Below are 14,394 nucleotides of genomic sequence, written 5' to 3'. Positions count from 1 at the left end.
TCTTCGCTCATTGTTGAGCAGTGATCCCTCGAGACCACAACATGTAGTTTCTCACATCCAACCTCGACACAACAGCTTGCGAATGACATTCGTGAAAGTCGCAGGTCGCGACAGCCGCGGCGGCCGTAGCAGAGAGTGTCTGGCGTCACATTTGGCGCTCCGGCGGCGTGCTCAGGTGGCGGGTGCGTCATCTGAGCGGGCGCTGTCGGCGACCACCCAGATATAGGGCGACTCAACATGCTCAGTGGGCTCGAATCGAACCAACCGGGCCGAACTTCGGCGGCATGTCTGCAGGTCAGTATCTACTGCCGGTAGTTCGCGAGGAACCGTCCGATGCGACCGATGATCGCCTCGAGTTCGTCGGCGTGGGGCAGCGTGACGAGCCGGAAATGGTCGGGGCGGGGCCAGTTGAATCCGGTGCCTTGCACAATGTGCAGCTTCTCCTGCAGAAGAAGGTCGAGGACGAACTGTTCGTCGCTGCGAATGTCGTAGTGCGCGAGATCGATTCGTGGGAAGACATACAGTGCTCCCTTGGGTTTGACGCAGCTGATCCCGGGGATGGCGTTGAGTGCATCGGTTGCGCGGGAGCTGGCTGCAGCCAGGCGACCGCCCTCAGCGGTGAGTTCAGTGATGCTTTGCCTGCCGCCGATTGCGGCGGGGATCGCCTGCTGCCCGGGTACGTTGGCGCACAACCGAAGCCCGGCCAGCATTGTGAGGCCCTCGATGTAGCTGGTGGCGTCGCTGGTGGGTCCGGAGAGGACCATCCATCCTGCTCGCAGTCCGGCGGCTCGATACACCTTCGAGAGCCCGGAGAAAGTCACGCAGAGGACGTCGGGGGCGAGGGATGCGGCGCTGACATGCGGTGTGCCGTCGTAAAGGATTTTGTCGTAGATTTCGTCGGCGAACACGATGAGGCCGTGCTCACGGGCGACGTCGAGGACCTGTGTGAGCACGGCCTCGGGGTAGACGGCGCCAGTGGGGTTGTTCGGGTTGATCAGCACGATGGCGCGGGTCCGGTCGGTGATCTTCGACCGGATGTCGTCAAGGTCGGGGTTCCAGTCGGACTGCTCGTCGCAGATGTAGTGGACAGCTCGTCCGCCGTTGAGGGTCGTCGAGGCTGTCCACAGCGGGAAATCCGGGGCGGGGATGAGGACCTCATCCCCGGTCTCGAGCAGGGCGGTCATACACATCATGATCAGTTCCGAGACCCCATTGCCGAGGAACACGTTCTCGATGTCGGTGGTGACGCCGCGGGTCTCGTAGTACTGAGCGACCGCGCGGCGGGCGTGCGCGAGGCCCTTGGAAGAGGAGTATCCGGTCGATGCCGGCAGTGATCGCACGACATCTGAGAGCAACTCCTGGGGTGCGTCGAGCCCGAACTCGAGCGGGTTGCCGGTGTTCAGTTTGACGATGTGGTGGCCCTCGGCCTCGAGGCGAGCTGCGTGCTCCGCGATGGGTCCACGGATCTCGTAGGAGACGCCCGCCAGCTTGCTGGACTGGGTGACACGCATTCAAGGCACCTTTCAGGCGTTCCGGTGTTTACTTGGAATTTCCAAGTGCTGATCTACGATGGTCACCATGCCATACCGCAGTTATCAGCACCACTGCGCAGTGAGTCGGGCTTTGGATGTGGTGGGTGACCGTTGGAGCCTGTTGATCGTCCGTGAGTTGTGCGGCGGCCCACGTCGATACAGCGATCTGTTCGCCGACCTTCCTGGAATCAGTACCGACATGCTCGCTACCCGACTGCGGGAGTTGGAGGCCCGTGGAGTGGTGCGGCGCCGCGACGGTGAGTCTGGTTCGCGCCGGGCCGCCTACGAGCTGACGTCTGATGGAGAGGACCTCCGTCCGATCCTTGGTGCTCTCGCTCAGTGGGGTGTTCGGCACCTGGGCGACCGGAATCAATCTGATGCGGTGCGCGAACACTGGCTCGCAATACCGTTATGCGAGGTGTTGGCCAAGGGTGGGAATCACCAGACCATCAATGTTCAGATCGCCGGCGGGCCTGGCTTTCACGTGATCGTCGCTGATGGTGAGGCGACGCACCATGACGGGCACGTGCCTAGTGCCACGCGTCTGTTAGATCTCGATCTAGACGAAGCCAATGCGATCGTCGCGGGTCAGGTTGGCCTCCCTGTCTAGCGCCTGCGTGAGCGGGCTGTGAGCGTTCTTTCCGCGGCAAGGGCGCAGCGGTAGACAAATCAGGCCCGTAGGCCCACCCACCGCTGCCTATGAGAGCTTTCGGCCCGGCTTCCCGCGCGGGCCGCCGCTCATGCTCGGGTCTCGCGGGCGCCCACGGCCACGCGAGGGTCTAGGCCAACGCGGGATCCAGGGCGTCCAGGCCCAGTGTGCGCGGCTGCCAGACGGTGTCGTCTCCCCCGACAGGTAGCAGCAGGGTGTCGACGAGACCGTAGTAGCGCTGCTGCAGAAGCATCCCGATGTCGCCCGGATCTGAAGAGATGGTGACGAAGCGATGAAGGTCGTCGCGATCCAGCATGGTGGTCGTACCCGACGACGCAGTCCGCTTGGCGCCCCCAACCTGGACGTGTTCGGCGTACCTTTTCGTTCCCAGCCACAGATTGACGAGTTTCTCGTTCTGGGCCAACGATGCGTGAAGCTCGTCGGGGGTGCGTCCGGTTGCGACGAGTGGTGAACACACCGTGAGGAACTCGGATCGGCGGCGGCCGGAGATCTGCAGGCCGCGGTACACCGCCGGCAGGAGGACCGAGCGGATGTGGTCGTCGGTCGCGTAGGGCGGTATCACGAGGCCGTCGCTCACCTCCGCCGCGAGCTGGGCCATCTTCGGGCCGTGCGCGGCCATCATGATCCGAGGAAGCCCGTAGGGGTTCGGCGGCGGGGTGAAGAAGGCATTCGACACGGTGTGCTTGTAGAACCGTCCGTCGAAGTGATAGGGCCGCTCCTCCTGCCACGATGACCAGATCTCACGGACGGCGGCGACGAATTCCCGCATGCGGGCAAGCCTGCTGTCCGCCGGCATCGAGAACCGGTACTTAAGGTTTACGGGCAGCTGCGGTCCGATCCCGACGGTTGTGTTGCCCCCGTTGTAGGCGTGGAGGTCGAACGCCGCGTGCGCGAGCGTCATGGGGTTTCGTGCCAGGGCGACCGTCACCGCAGTCCCCAGATGAAGACTCGGGTGTCCGGTAGCCGAGGCGAGCGCAATCGTCGGGTCGTACCGCTGCTCGGTCGCCCATAGCCCGGAGTAGTTGTATTCCTCGCATAGACGAGCAGCGGTGTGTGCGTCGGGGCGAGAATGGTCGTGATCGAACGTGATTGGCGACAATAGGCCGTTGACGCGTACCGCCGCGGCGTCCGGGACCTCATTGGTGGATGACAGAGCGTTCACGATCAACCCATCCACCGGATGAGGGAGAACGAGAACGTCATCCCGATCCCGATCGCCAGCATCAGGATCACGTCGCCCTCGCGGAGGCGGTCCTCGCTGCGGGCGATGTCGAGAGTGGTCGGGATGGTCGCCGACCCGGTGTTCCCGAAGCGGTCCGCGGTGGCGTGAACCTTCGCAGGGTCGACCTTGAGCATGTCCGCCATGGACTGCACCAGTCGATGGTTGCCCTGGTGGGGAATCACGTGGTCGATCTGGTCGCGGTGATAGCCCGCCCTGTCGAGGAAACGGTCCAGCAGGGTGGGCACGTTCTGCTTGAAGATCTCGCCGATCCTTCTGCCGTTGAGCGCCACGAAGTGCTGGGCGTTCTCCACTGTCTGCGAGCTTGCGGGGGTGCGACTCCCGCCGGCCGGAATACCGCCCGTCTCGAGCTCGGTCGGGTATCGGGTGTACCAGGTCGCAAGGATCTCGGCCTTGCTGGTGGCCGTCGACCTGGGTCCGATCACAACGGCTCCCGCCCCGTCACCCCACAGCGCGGTGCTCCGCTTGTCCCGGTCGTTGCGGAAGCGCGAGTAGACGTCGGTACCGATCACCAAGGCGAACTCGTCGGAGTCCCGCATCCCGCGGTGCGTGATCGCCATGGCCGTAAGGAACCCGCTGCAGGCCGCGTTCACGTCATAGGTGCCGGTGTCGAGAGGGCAGTCGAGAGCGGTAGCGACCTGGCTCGCGACTGCGAAGCCGAGGATGTCTGGGGTGGAGGTGGAGACGACCACTTGCGACAGCTGTGAGGCTGACACTCCCGCATCGGCGAGGGCCTTCGTTGCCGCCGCGTAGGCGACGTCTGACGTCGCCTCGTCCTTGGCGACCCGCCGCCGGGACACGATGCCCGTCTTCTCGAGGATCCAGTCCTCGGTGACGCCGGCGGGACCGCAGAGCTGATGGTTGAGCACCTGCTCGTCCGGGAAATGAGAACCGGTTCCAACAATCACTGGGTGTGCGGCACTTCCAATGTATGCGTGCATGATTCTGCGAGTTCCTATCTGATGGGTCGACAATGGACGCAGACGACTACCGCAATGCGGAGGTCCCACGTTGCGGAAAGTGATCCGGTCGGATGATTGCGTTTGAGGATTAGGCCGGGGTTGCTAATTCAGCCAGTCGTCACGCCGATACCAGATGACGTCCGCATCTCCGTAGCGTTCGCGATTTTCCTGAATCCAGCCGGCCTTGATGAGTGCCGCGTTCACGGCGGCGTTGCTGGCTTTTGCGAAGGTTCGCGATCCGGACAACTGCAGCCGTCGGCCTATGGCCTCGACAGCCGCAGAGCCCAGTCCTTGTCGGCGGTACCTGGCAGCGAGAGCGCCCGACCAGATCGGATACGGGTGTCCCGGCACAGGATGCGGGCCCGCGAAGCCGACGAGCTCAGCCCCGCGGCGTATCGCGTACGGCCCCCAGTGGTTTGCCGTCCAACTGTCCTCCCACCGCGAAAAAGCGGTCAACAACTTCTCTGGTGAGTCGTAGTAGTCGAGCGCCATCTGGCCGACGATGTCGGATTCGATCTCGAGGAGACGCGCAAAGTCATGGCGATCCGAATCGCGCCATGGGCTCAGTTCGAAATCCCCCAGAGCTATCTCCCCGTCGACAAACGATGTGTCGCGGGCGTTGTGTTTACGTGGCGGCACTAGTGGTCTCCTGGCGTTCCCTTGTTCCGGCGAATTCGTCCACCGGTTGGCGACGCAAAGTGTGCCTAACGAATCGAATAGCCGCAAGAAACTACATATGTAACTTCTCCGCACACGCGCTGATCCGGTTCAATTGTCGTATTTCAGCAGCGAGCGCGGCGCTGTCCGATGCGCCGACGCTTTACCCGTGGTCCGCGAATACCTGGCCAATATCAGTCAGGCGCTGGATCGAGTCCGAGGTGCCTGCAACGGCGACGGTGGCAACTCCTACCGGCCCGCGCCGGGCCGTCGGCTCATCTCGAGCGGGACCGCGCGGCCAGGTAGTTGTCGCGGATGGGTGCGGGAATGCGTCCTCGGTCGGGGACCTGGATGCCGTTGTCGCGGGCCCATGCGCGGATCTCGGCCGCATCCGCACCGACCGTGCTTGCCCCGACAGGCCGGACCGCTGCCCGTCGCCCGCTGACCCGGCGCGACACCGCGAGCAGCTGCGCCACAGTGGTCGTTTCGTCGGCGGACTCGAACCCGGCGAGACGGTCAGCGCTGGTGTCGAATTCGTAGTCCACTCCGCGCCAAGACCACGCCACTGTTGTGGCCTGGTCTGCGGTGATCTCGGTGTCATCGAGATCGTCGACGTAGATGGTCTTCACGGTCTGCGCCATATGTGATCGCCCCCAAAGCTGGTGTCTATCGGTTAGGCCCCCACCCAGCCCGACACCGTACCGAACACACGCGCGACGAGGCCACAACCTGCGGAACTCACCCGAAAAGCGGCGCGCTGCGCGCTTCGAATCTGAGCTCCCTGCGGTCCCACAGTTGCCCCCGGCCTTGCGGCCGCGGTGAGTTCGTTGCTTCGTCCTTCTGGCCGTCCGATTGCGACCGGCGTCGTCCGCCGCACAATACTGCGACACTGCCGCGCCCTTCGGGTCGAGAAACTCTCAACCTGTCCGCGCTCGAGACTTTCTCGCGCCGCTTTGCATCACGATTCATGGTACATATCGTCACCGGTGATGAAATACATTGCTTGCCAGCATATTTGGCGGATAATTTGCGTTATGTCAAGTAGCACTTGGCTACTAACGCACAGTCATGCTTGCGCGCACGTGTCGAAGCGTCCCGAGACCGCGCGTGGGCGGGTCGACGCTTCAGAGGCGTGTCCGACCCCGGCGTCGTCTTACCCTGATGCGTGGGGCCGCTGGCACCGCTGCGCGGTGTCCAGCGTCCGGTGTTTCACCGTGCAGCCTGCGTGGACGTAGGCCACGGACCGTCCGTTCTTGGTGGCCCTAATCTCCGACGCAGTGGCCTCGGGGCCGACCACTTTCTCCAGCCAGAGCAAGGTCACTCCGAATGCCGCTCCCCCTGCTAGCACGGCCGCAGCGAGAGATTGACCCGACAGCTCCGTCATCCCGCCGGCCGCAACGCCGACAACGACGGCGATGAAGAGCAAAGTTGCGCTTCGAAACTTGATCATGCGATCACCTCCTCTCGCCTTATAATGGAATCAGAGTTCAAATTGGCTGTACACGCCAAACTGAACATGTGAACCAAGTTGGAAGCTGGAGGGTCGATGAATGCGGACGATCGACGAGGCCTTGCGCGAAAGAAATCCGGAGTCACCCGCCGGATGGCATCCAGAGAAGCCATCCTCGGGGCAGCGGAGACCCTGGTCGTCGAGTCACGCGAGACTGGCGGCAGCCCGACGTTCGTGACGGTGAAGCAGATCGCGAAGCGGGCAAAGGTGTCCCCGTCTACGGTGTACAACCAGTTCCCCGGTGGAGTCGGCGCTATCGCGTTGCAACTAGTCGACCGCCGTCAGGCCGCCGGAGCCCCCACTGACGACGACCTTCTCGCCCTGGCACGAATGGAGCAGGCGCGGGCGATGGCTAGCGGCGATCCTGAGGCGAGTCTCCGCGCGGAGCTGACATTTCTGTACATGCGTGAACACGCCGACAGGGCCCGCGAACTGATGCGCACCGCGGATAGCCAGCGGCTTGGCGCCGAGGTCCGGTTCCTCACCCGTTACGCCATCGCCGAAACGATCGAAAACGCGCTGCCCGACTCCCGGAACGAGATGCTGACCCTGACCGCCGAAGCGGAGGAGCTCGCAGAAGTTCACGGCGCACCACATGTAGAGCGTCTGATCATGCGCGACCACCGAGTCAACGCTCTCATGGCGCCCGTCGACGATGACATCCATGACGGCGCGATCGAGGAGGCAATAGCCTTGCTGCGAAGTAGTTCCGAGTACATCCGCCACCACCAGGTCTCGCTGACCGGTTACGGCTGGCGCTACGACGCCGCATGCAGAGACCTGATCGCCGCAGGAATTGAGATGCGCGAGGTCGACAACGAGCTGGAGCTCCGGGCATTCTTCGCGGATCGACTCGGTGAACTGGTCGACGTTTTGCAGCAACCGCGTGAAGGCAACACGGGCTCCGCTGTTTTGGCGACCGCCGAGGTAGCGGACGCTGTGGTCATCCTTGAGGCCCTGGACCTCATCGAGCAGTCAGACGCATCCAAGTTGCTTAGGCAACTCGATGATCTTCACCCCCAGAGTGGGGAAGCTCGCCATCGCATCCTGGCCTATGAGGGGGCGGTTTTGGCGTCCGCAATTCTGCGAGGCCACAAGACCCGCATCGACGACCTCTCGAATGAAGAACTCGACGCGCTGACCGTCAAGACGACCGCAACGATGATCGCGAGTCTTAGTTTGGCCGCCCCGCCCCATGATGCGCTCTGGCCAGGCCTCATATGCCAACATCCCCGTACGATCAATCGTGTCCGGTTTGAATGCTTCGAGCCCGAGTTCGCCATATTCGAGAACTCGGAGGCGCGTCGACGGCTCACTGCCCTCGTCGATCGACACCCGCCGGCGCCGCAGGGATACACCGAGATACGGGCCGAAGTTCTGGACGAGTTGGAGGCAAGTGCACGCCGCGCCGTCGAGTCAGGCCAACCACTCACCCCGAGCGCACGCCGACGCATCCGTGGGGTCTTCAACCTGGTCGGGTGAGCGGCGCTAGGTGAGTCACTCTGGTCGCGCCCCCACCTCGCGGGTCCGAAAACTACGCGAACCGCGCTAGAGAAGCCGCGCTCGAGGATGGTGTCAGGTCAGTACGACACCGGCTGATCGGCGGCGCGTCCCGCCGACGTTGGGTGAGGCTGCCCGCGGGCCAGGGCGAGTCGAAACAGCGAGAGACGGTTTCCGGTTCACCGCTCGAAGATGTGACGGTGACGGTGCCGGTGCAGTGCGGATCGTACGGTGTGCTCTGCGCCGAGCTCTTTCGCGATTGACAGTTCGCCGGCCAACAACAACGCCACCCAACCGAGGATCGCTGCTAGCCATCCCGTTTCGACAATGGGCCCCGGAGGCCACGCGCCGACGGTGACCCGCCAGGTCGCGCAGACACCGGCGACAACCACGCCGACGGGCAAGGCGGCCAAACCGAAGAGACCGATGTACCACTTGAACCGGGCGGGCGCCGGTGTCGGTCCGAGCTCCGGATGCGGCTGCCAGCGCACCGCCCGGACAGGTTGTGTTGCTGCGTCAATGACCGCGGCGACCCCGAACCTCGACCAGTAGATGAGGCCAGTCAACAGCACGAGTTGCCAAACGAATCCCGCCGCTACTGCCTGAGTCACAACCACTCCCAACCGTCTCGATTTCGTGAACAGTGCTTCCCGAGGATGGTGTCAGGTCGGTCCGACACCGTTGCGGGCCAACGACTCCGCGAGCTACGCCCTCGCGATACGGGAGAGCATGTCGACTCTGCTCTGACGTTTCCCCTGGCCCGAATACTTTGGTTGACGTCGTGACCGTTCCTGTTGCGAGTTGTGGAGCGATCACGACATAAGCGCGCAGATGCTGGGCAACGCGGGAGCGCATACGAGCAGGGCGAGGAACACGGCGAGCGGGCCGGTTAGCGTGAGACGCTTTTGGAAAGCGGCGCTATCCCTGGGTGATGGTGCTGCGGGCGGGACGGCGATGTCCTCGATATCTGGCTGACCTACCGGCCTGTTGGCCGAAAGCTCGCATCGCGCAGCGAGCAGCGGGACGAGGAACACCAGAGCGGTGATCGCCGGCACGATCAACAATGCCCAGCCTAGTGATGCGAATACCGCAGGCGGTCGGACCGTAACGATCACGTTGCCGATCCCAACAGCAGCCGACCCATAGAGCGCAGCTTTTGCCGCGTCGTCGTAGGCCGCAACAAGGCCCCGACCCTTCGTTACGTCTGTCGACTTCATCAGCTTTCCGACCCTCTCCCCTCTGATTTCGAACCGAAGCTAGACGGCAACCGGAACGCGGACAATCGCGGCCCACTTGCCCCGGTCATCAAGCCGCTCAATGCGGTAGCCGGAGGGCGGCGGAGTCGTCCCGCTGTCGCGGATCGCAGCCAGGCGCGCCCACTGCTCGTCCGTGAACACGCTGTATCGAGCACCCAGGAAACCGTGTGTGCGGTGATGGTGGCCCGGACGGGGGTCGCTGACCACGAAACCTCCATCGGGTCGGCGAACGCGGTATACGCCCGCCCGCAGTGCGACTCGACGCTCGTCGCGCTCACTCCTCGCCAGCGCTCTGCGATGGACAACGACGACGCCGGCGGCCGCGAGGCCGAGACCGATCACACCGCCGACCGCTATCCAGAACGCCACTGCGAGCAGCGGATCGACGTGCGGGAAATGCAGCGAGGGAGGGATCATCGGGTGTTCCTATCGTTCACGTACGGGGATGGTGTCAGGTCAGTCCGACATCGGTCGGCTATCAGCGTGCGTCTGGCCTAGGCCCAGGACCGCGTCGAGGGCCCGGTCCAGCTCTGCCTCGATCTCGGTCGTGCTCTGCCCCGCCTGGGCAGCGGCGGAACGTCGGGCCGTCAGCTCGGCGATCACGTCGTGCAGTTCCTGGTCACCGACAAGGGAGTCGGTGGTGACACCCAGATGGTCAGCGAACGCCCACAGCGTGCGCAGCGTGATGTTCTCCCCACCGCCCTCGATCCGAGACAGGTGAGTGCGGTGGATCCCCACCGCCGCCGCGGTCTGCTGCTGGGTCTCACCCCGAGCAAGTCGAGCCTGACGCAACTTCTCCCCCAGCCGACGTAACCGATCCTCGCTCACGATGTGGACTATAGAACACACCGCAATGTAGACTATAGAACACACTCACTCCGCGTTCCTCAGCACGAAGGGGCAATCACATGGCCAATGGCGATCTGCACTCCTCCCGCCCGTCGCAACGGCAACAACAGGACGCCATCCTCCTCGAAACCATCCTCATCCTCGGCGTCATCGCAACCGCCGTAGCCATGAAGCTCCACTCGATGCCCGCGACACCGCCGCCAGGCGAGAAATGGCCCTGCGACCCGCACTTTCTTGTCGACTACTGGACCGGCGCAGCAGCCTTCTGCTTCGCTGGCGCGATCCTGACGGGGGTACTGCTGGCGGTCGGTCCGGCTGCCCGGAGGGGTCAAACCGGAACCGGGGTGTCGGACGAATGAGAGACAATCCGGGCATGCAGTTGAAGGACCACGGCACCTTGCGTCAGGGCGCCGCCACCGCCGTCGCCGGCCTCATCATCGCCGGCCTCCTCGTCTACGGGTTCATCACCAAAGACTGGGCCACCGCATGGCTCATCGGCGTCCCCGTCTTCGCTATCGGCTTCGCGATCAACCGCATGCCCGCCCAGACGTTCAACCGCCGCTGGTCCGCCACCGCCCGTCGCCTATCGCGCCGCAATCGCGGCCACTGACCGTCAAGAGGCAGGAGAATCGCTCATGGCCGTACTCGGACTCGTCCTCAGTGCCATCACGTTGGTCTTCGCGATAGCGCTGCTCATCCGCGTCAACCGGCAGACGCCGACACGACGCGAACGCGAACTCGCAGACACCGCACTCGTCGCACGGGTGAAGCACGCCACCCAGCGGCGCGACGTACTCGCAGACGCGGACGAGCTGCTCACCGGCGAGCCAGGAGCGGCGCACACGCACGCAACCGGATCCGCCGCGGCCGCAGTCGCCGATGCCTTCACGAACACCTGGAACGACGAGCTGATCATCCCCCGCCGGCTCCGCACCCTCACCGGCCTGGCCAACGCCCTCGAAGAGCGCGGAGGCACCCGCCTCGAGACCGAGATGGTGATCCTCGGCGACTGGCAGTACCCCGCCCAGGCCAACCCCGACGATGACCGCGCCAGCGAGCAACGACGCCACGAAGTGATCGCTGCGCTCGCCGCCGAACTCGCCATCTCCCCCGACACCGTCGAGGATGTCTACCAACTCGCCCGCCGGCGACAACGGCAGCCGCGTCTCACGCACTCACGGACCGACAGGAATTCGCAATGAGTTACTCGCACAGCAACGTCTACATCGTGAAGATCGACGACACCACCAGCGACGGCGAACCCAACACCTGGTACCTCGGTCCCTACGGCTCCACCCGCGCCGACCAGGTCGCCGACCACCTCGAGTCCGTAGCCGAGCGGCCCCGCACCTGCACCGTGCTCCCCCTGTTCTCCGACGACGAATGTCTCGTCGTCAACGACTACGGACGCACCACACAACGCTCGCTCTACTGACCCCAGAGCAGAGCTACCGCGGCCCCGGCAACCTCCCGGACCCGCGCCGCTCCCGCACAATCACCCCGAGCCGGTGGTGCGGTCGAGCCACTCACCCACCGCCGCCACTCGCCGACGCCCGCCGACGGTCCTTCGCAACTGCGGCGGTGCTGCGCACCGAATCGGAGCGACCCTGCGGGCCGCACAGTGACCCCGGCCTAGCGGCCGGGGCGTTTTTGTTTTGCCTTCTGGCCGTCCGATTTTGACCGGCGTCGTCCGCCGCACAACCCCTGACGTTCCGCCCCTGCGGGGTCGAGAAACTTCTCTCCCCCACTCGCTGCGCTCGCAGAGAACTTTCCCGATCAGGGGTTGTGCTCTGTCCTCCTGAGCCGGTCTTTATCTCCCTTGCCAGAAGGGCAAAAAGATTGGCGGACAACGGGAGGCAGTCATGCAGGGTATCGACGTCGTCTTTGCTGCGCGTATTGCGTGGCGACGAATCGCAATCACCACCGACGGGCCGTTTCACGAGCTCGACGACACCACGAAGGCCGCTCTGATGGAGCTGGGCCTGGAGGACCCCGCGATCCGCGAGGCCGCAACCGTCACCGTCGAGATCGCCTGAGAGGGGTAGGACGTGAGCACCAACCACATTCATCTCGACCCCGACGCCCTGACCGTGGAGGGCCCCAACCTGACCGGCGTCGCTGTGGTCGCCGCAACCCGAGGGATCAGCAAGAACCAGGCCCGTGATCAGCTCCTCGCCGAATGGGACGAGCGGCTGGTGTCGGGGATCAACTCCGAGGCGCAGATGGCCACCGACTGGCTCGCCAAGGCCCGCGACAACACCATCGCCGGGGATCTCGCGACCGCCGCCCTCGACGTGATCGCCGCCCAGGAATGCCACGCCGTGATGCAGGTCTACCGCGAGCAGCGTGAGCACTGCGCAGCGATGCGGCGCATGAACCGCGAGCACTCCGACCTCGGGGACCAGAACTACCGCTGACCCGACCAGGGCTCGCGGGACGCGGACAGCCCGACCGGGTTGCCGCACAACGAAAAACAACCAGCCGACTGGTACTCGGCTGGTTGCTTCATCACCAGATTAGAGGAGACACCAGTGGGAAACAACCAGAACACCACCCCCGCCGCCGCGACCACCGAGGCGGTCATCGAGCACGTCGACCCGGCCACGCTCGTGGTCGACGCGAACGTGCGGACCGAGGCCAGCGTCGACCGGGCGTTCGTGACCTCGATCAAGGAGCGCGGGGTGATCCAGCCGGTCCTCGCCACCCGCGACAGCGCCGGAACCCTGCACGTACGCGACGGGCAGCGCCGCACCCTCGCCGCACGAGAGGCCGAGCTGGTGAGCATCCCGGTGTACGTGATCGCCACCGACGCCGCCGGGGACGACGCCGAGGTCGAGCGGATCACCGACCAGCTAATCGCCAACGAGCACCGCGCCGACCTCACCGCCACCCAGCGGGCGGCAGCAGCGCAGCAGCTCATCGAGCTGGGCGTCTCACGCACCAAGATCGGCAAGGTGACCCGCCTGGGGTCGACCAAGGCCGTCGACGCCGCCGTCGCCGTCGCGGGCAGCGAGGCCGGGATCAACGGTCTGGCGTGGGGCCTGACCATCGAACAAGCCGCGCTCCTCGCGCAGTTCGAGGACGCCGGCGACACCGAGGCCGTCGAGGCGCTGACCGCAGCCGCGAGTGAGGGCCGGTTCGACCACAAGGCCAAGCAGCTCGCCGACACCGCCGCCGAGCGCGCCGCCTACCGCCAAGCCGCTGCCCCGCTCATCGAGGCCGGGGTGACGGTCCTGGACCGCCGCCCCTGGTACGGGCAGGGCTACGCCCCGATCTCGGAGCTGGTGCACATCGAGACCGGCGAGCCGGTCGAGGACACCGACACCGCTCGCGCAGAGCTGACGAGCGAGCACCTCGCCGCCTACGTCGGCGTCGACGTCGAAGAGGTGTGGCACGACGCCGCCGGTGAGCAGGTCGACGAGACCCTCATCGACTGGTCACTCACCGAGGACGACGACCCGACCACCGCGCCCGAGGACGGTCTGCTCGACCCGCGAGTCCTGGTCGAGAGCGAGACCATCACCACCAGCGTTGAGTGGTTCCACTCCTCCCCCGCCGACGACGGCCTGGAAACGACCCGCCAGCGGGCGCAGCGCGAACGCGACGCCGACTCGGTCCTCGCCGCCGCAACCGAGGCCGGGGCGGTCACCGAGACCGGCGAGGTCGACCACGCCGCGCTCGCGGCCGCGCAGAAGGCCAAGGAGTCCGCCGAGCGGCGTCAGGTGAAGGCGCTGAACAAGCTCGCGGTCGCCGCGCAGGAGGTCCGCCGCGACCATCTGCGGACCGTCCTGGCCCGCAAGACGTTGCCGAAGGGCAGCGGAGCGGTCGTGGCCCGGTTCGTGGCGTCCACGATGTGGTCGCGGCACGGCCTGTTCGGATTGAATCGCGCCGACAGCGACACCCGCGTCATCGCGGCCGAGTTGCTCGGTGGCAACCCGGTCGAGCTGCTCGCCGAGGCCAGCGCCGAACGCGCCCAGGTCATCACCGCCGCGATCGTGTGCGCTGCACACGAGGCCGACCTGCCCAAGGACGCCTGGCGAGGCAGCGACTACAGCATCGCCAAGGACGCCCGCGCGCTCTACCTCGCATGGCTGGTCGAGGTGTTCGGCTACACCCTCGCCGACGTCGAACGCGTCGTCACCGGTGACCTGACCGCCGACCAGGTCGACCTCACGGCCTGACCCCCGCCCGGTGACGGCGGGACCGACCCCGGTCCCG

At 65.2% G+C, this 14,394-nt stretch carries 18 protein-coding genes; 9 read left to right on the top strand and 9 right to left on the bottom strand.

The annotated features are described in order from the left end of the window. Nucleotides 1-302: 302 nt before the first annotated feature. Nucleotides 303-1,511, bottom strand: a complete 1,209-nt coding sequence (locus Q1A98_RS22145) for a pyridoxal phosphate-dependent aminotransferase (RefSeq protein WP_299577571.1) — start codon at nt 1,509-1,511, stop codon at nt 303-305. Nucleotides 1,512-1,578: 67 nt separating this feature from the next. Here Q1A98_RS22145 and Q1A98_RS22140 point away from each other — a divergent pair, with 67 nt between their 5' ends. Continuing rightward, on the top strand, nt 1,579-2,142 hold the full coding sequence (locus Q1A98_RS22140; RefSeq protein WP_299577569.1) for a helix-turn-helix domain-containing protein: 564 nt from the start codon (nt 1,579-1,581) through the stop codon (nt 2,140-2,142). A 169-nt stretch (nt 2,143-2,311) separates the two neighbouring features. Here Q1A98_RS22140 and Q1A98_RS22135 read toward each other — a convergent pair whose 3' ends face one another. From Q1A98_RS22135 to Q1A98_RS22120, 4 genes are all read right to left on the bottom strand, one after another. Then, the gene (locus Q1A98_RS22135; RefSeq protein WP_299577567.1) at nt 2,312-3,379 is read right to left on the bottom strand and encodes an LLM class flavin-dependent oxidoreductase; all 1,068 of its coding nucleotides are present in this window, start codon (nt 3,377-3,379) and stop codon (nt 2,312-2,314) included. Further along, on the bottom strand, nt 3,367-4,311 hold the full coding sequence (locus tag Q1A98_RS22130; RefSeq protein ID WP_299577565.1) for a 3-oxoacyl-ACP synthase III family protein: 945 nt from the start codon (nt 4,309-4,311) through the stop codon (nt 3,367-3,369). The genes Q1A98_RS22135 and Q1A98_RS22130 overlap by 13 nt, the downstream gene beginning before the upstream one ends. A gap of 195 nt (nt 4,312-4,506) precedes the next feature. Then, entirely contained in the window at nt 4,507-5,043 is a 537-nt protein-coding gene (locus Q1A98_RS22125; protein WP_299577563.1) for a GNAT family N-acetyltransferase, read from the bottom strand. Between the two features lie 293 nt (nt 5,044-5,336). Next, nucleotides 5,337-5,702 (bottom strand): Lsr2 family protein, encoded by a 366-nt coding sequence (locus Q1A98_RS22120; RefSeq protein WP_299577561.1) that lies wholly within the window; start codon nt 5,700-5,702, stop codon nt 5,337-5,339. A 905-nt stretch (nt 5,703-6,607) separates the two neighbouring features. On the opposite strand from Q1A98_RS22120, the gene Q1A98_RS22115 reads away from it, so the two are divergent. Beyond that, nucleotides 6,608-8,053, top strand: a complete 1,446-nt coding sequence (locus Q1A98_RS22115; RefSeq protein ID WP_299577559.1) for a hypothetical protein — start codon at nt 6,608-6,610, stop codon at nt 8,051-8,053. 197 nt (nt 8,054-8,250) lie between these two features. On the opposite strand, the gene Q1A98_RS22110 is transcribed toward Q1A98_RS22115, so the two are convergent. The 4 genes from Q1A98_RS22110 to Q1A98_RS22095 all read right to left on the bottom strand — a co-directional run bounded on the left by Q1A98_RS22110 (nt 8,251) and on the right by Q1A98_RS22095 (nt 10,155). Then, nucleotides 8,251-8,682, bottom strand: a complete 432-nt coding sequence (locus Q1A98_RS22110) for a hypothetical protein (RefSeq protein WP_299577557.1) — start codon at nt 8,680-8,682, stop codon at nt 8,251-8,253. Nucleotides 8,683-8,883: 201 nt separating this feature from the next. After that, a complete protein-coding gene (locus Q1A98_RS22105; protein WP_299577555.1) occupies nt 8,884-9,288 on the bottom strand; it encodes a hypothetical protein in 405 nt (134 codons plus the stop codon). A gap of 39 nt (nt 9,289-9,327) precedes the next feature. Then, complete coding sequence (locus Q1A98_RS22100; protein WP_299577553.1) at nt 9,328-9,744, bottom strand: hypothetical protein; 417 nt, start codon at nt 9,742-9,744, stop codon at nt 9,328-9,330. A gap of 39 nt (nt 9,745-9,783) precedes the next feature. Further along, nucleotides 9,784-10,155: a helix-turn-helix transcriptional regulator gene (locus tag Q1A98_RS22095; protein ID WP_299577551.1), complete on the bottom strand. Its 372-nt coding sequence runs from the start codon at nt 10,153-10,155 to the stop codon at nt 9,784-9,786. Nucleotides 10,156-10,235: 80 nt separating this feature from the next. Here Q1A98_RS22095 and Q1A98_RS22090 point away from each other — a divergent pair, with 80 nt between their 5' ends. The 7 genes from Q1A98_RS22090 to Q1A98_RS22060 all read left to right on the top strand — a co-directional run bounded on the left by Q1A98_RS22090 (nt 10,236) and on the right by Q1A98_RS22060 (nt 14,357). Further along, nucleotides 10,236-10,535, top strand: coding sequence for a hypothetical protein (locus Q1A98_RS22090; RefSeq protein ID WP_299577549.1), 300 nt, complete (start codon nt 10,236-10,238; stop codon nt 10,533-10,535). A 14-nt stretch (nt 10,536-10,549) separates the two neighbouring features. Continuing rightward, nucleotides 10,550-10,786 carry a hypothetical protein gene (locus tag Q1A98_RS22085; RefSeq protein WP_299577547.1) on the top strand — a complete coding sequence of 79 codons (237 nt, stop codon included), beginning with the start codon at nt 10,550-10,552 and terminating at the stop codon, nt 10,784-10,786. A 25-nt stretch (nt 10,787-10,811) separates the two neighbouring features. Beyond that, entirely contained in the window at nt 10,812-11,378 is a 567-nt protein-coding gene (locus tag Q1A98_RS22080) for a hypothetical protein (RefSeq protein WP_299577545.1), read from the top strand. Then, nucleotides 11,375-11,611 (top strand): hypothetical protein, encoded by a 237-nt coding sequence (locus Q1A98_RS22075; protein ID WP_299577543.1) that lies wholly within the window; start codon nt 11,375-11,377, stop codon nt 11,609-11,611. The genes Q1A98_RS22080 and Q1A98_RS22075 overlap by 4 nt, the downstream gene beginning before the upstream one ends. Nucleotides 11,612-12,038: 427 nt before the next feature. After that, nucleotides 12,039-12,212 (top strand): hypothetical protein, encoded by a 174-nt coding sequence (locus tag Q1A98_RS22070; RefSeq protein WP_299577541.1) that lies wholly within the window; start codon nt 12,039-12,041, stop codon nt 12,210-12,212. Between the two features lie 12 nt (nt 12,213-12,224). After that, the gene (locus tag Q1A98_RS22065) at nt 12,225-12,593 is read left to right on the top strand and encodes a hypothetical protein (RefSeq protein ID WP_299577539.1); all 369 of its coding nucleotides are present in this window, start codon (nt 12,225-12,227) and stop codon (nt 12,591-12,593) included. 114 nt (nt 12,594-12,707) lie between these two features. Next, nucleotides 12,708-14,357 (top strand): ParB N-terminal domain-containing protein, encoded by a 1,650-nt coding sequence (locus Q1A98_RS22060; RefSeq protein WP_299577537.1) that lies wholly within the window; start codon nt 12,708-12,710, stop codon nt 14,355-14,357. The last annotated feature ends 37 nt before the right edge of the window (nt 14,358-14,394 follow it).

Source organism: uncultured Williamsia sp. (genome assembly GCF_947494875.1).
Classification (GTDB): domain Bacteria; phylum Actinomycetota; class Actinomycetes; order Mycobacteriales; family Mycobacteriaceae; genus Williamsia_A.
Note: the sequence above shows the minus strand (reverse complement) of the source record. Positions and strands in the feature narration are given on the sequence as shown.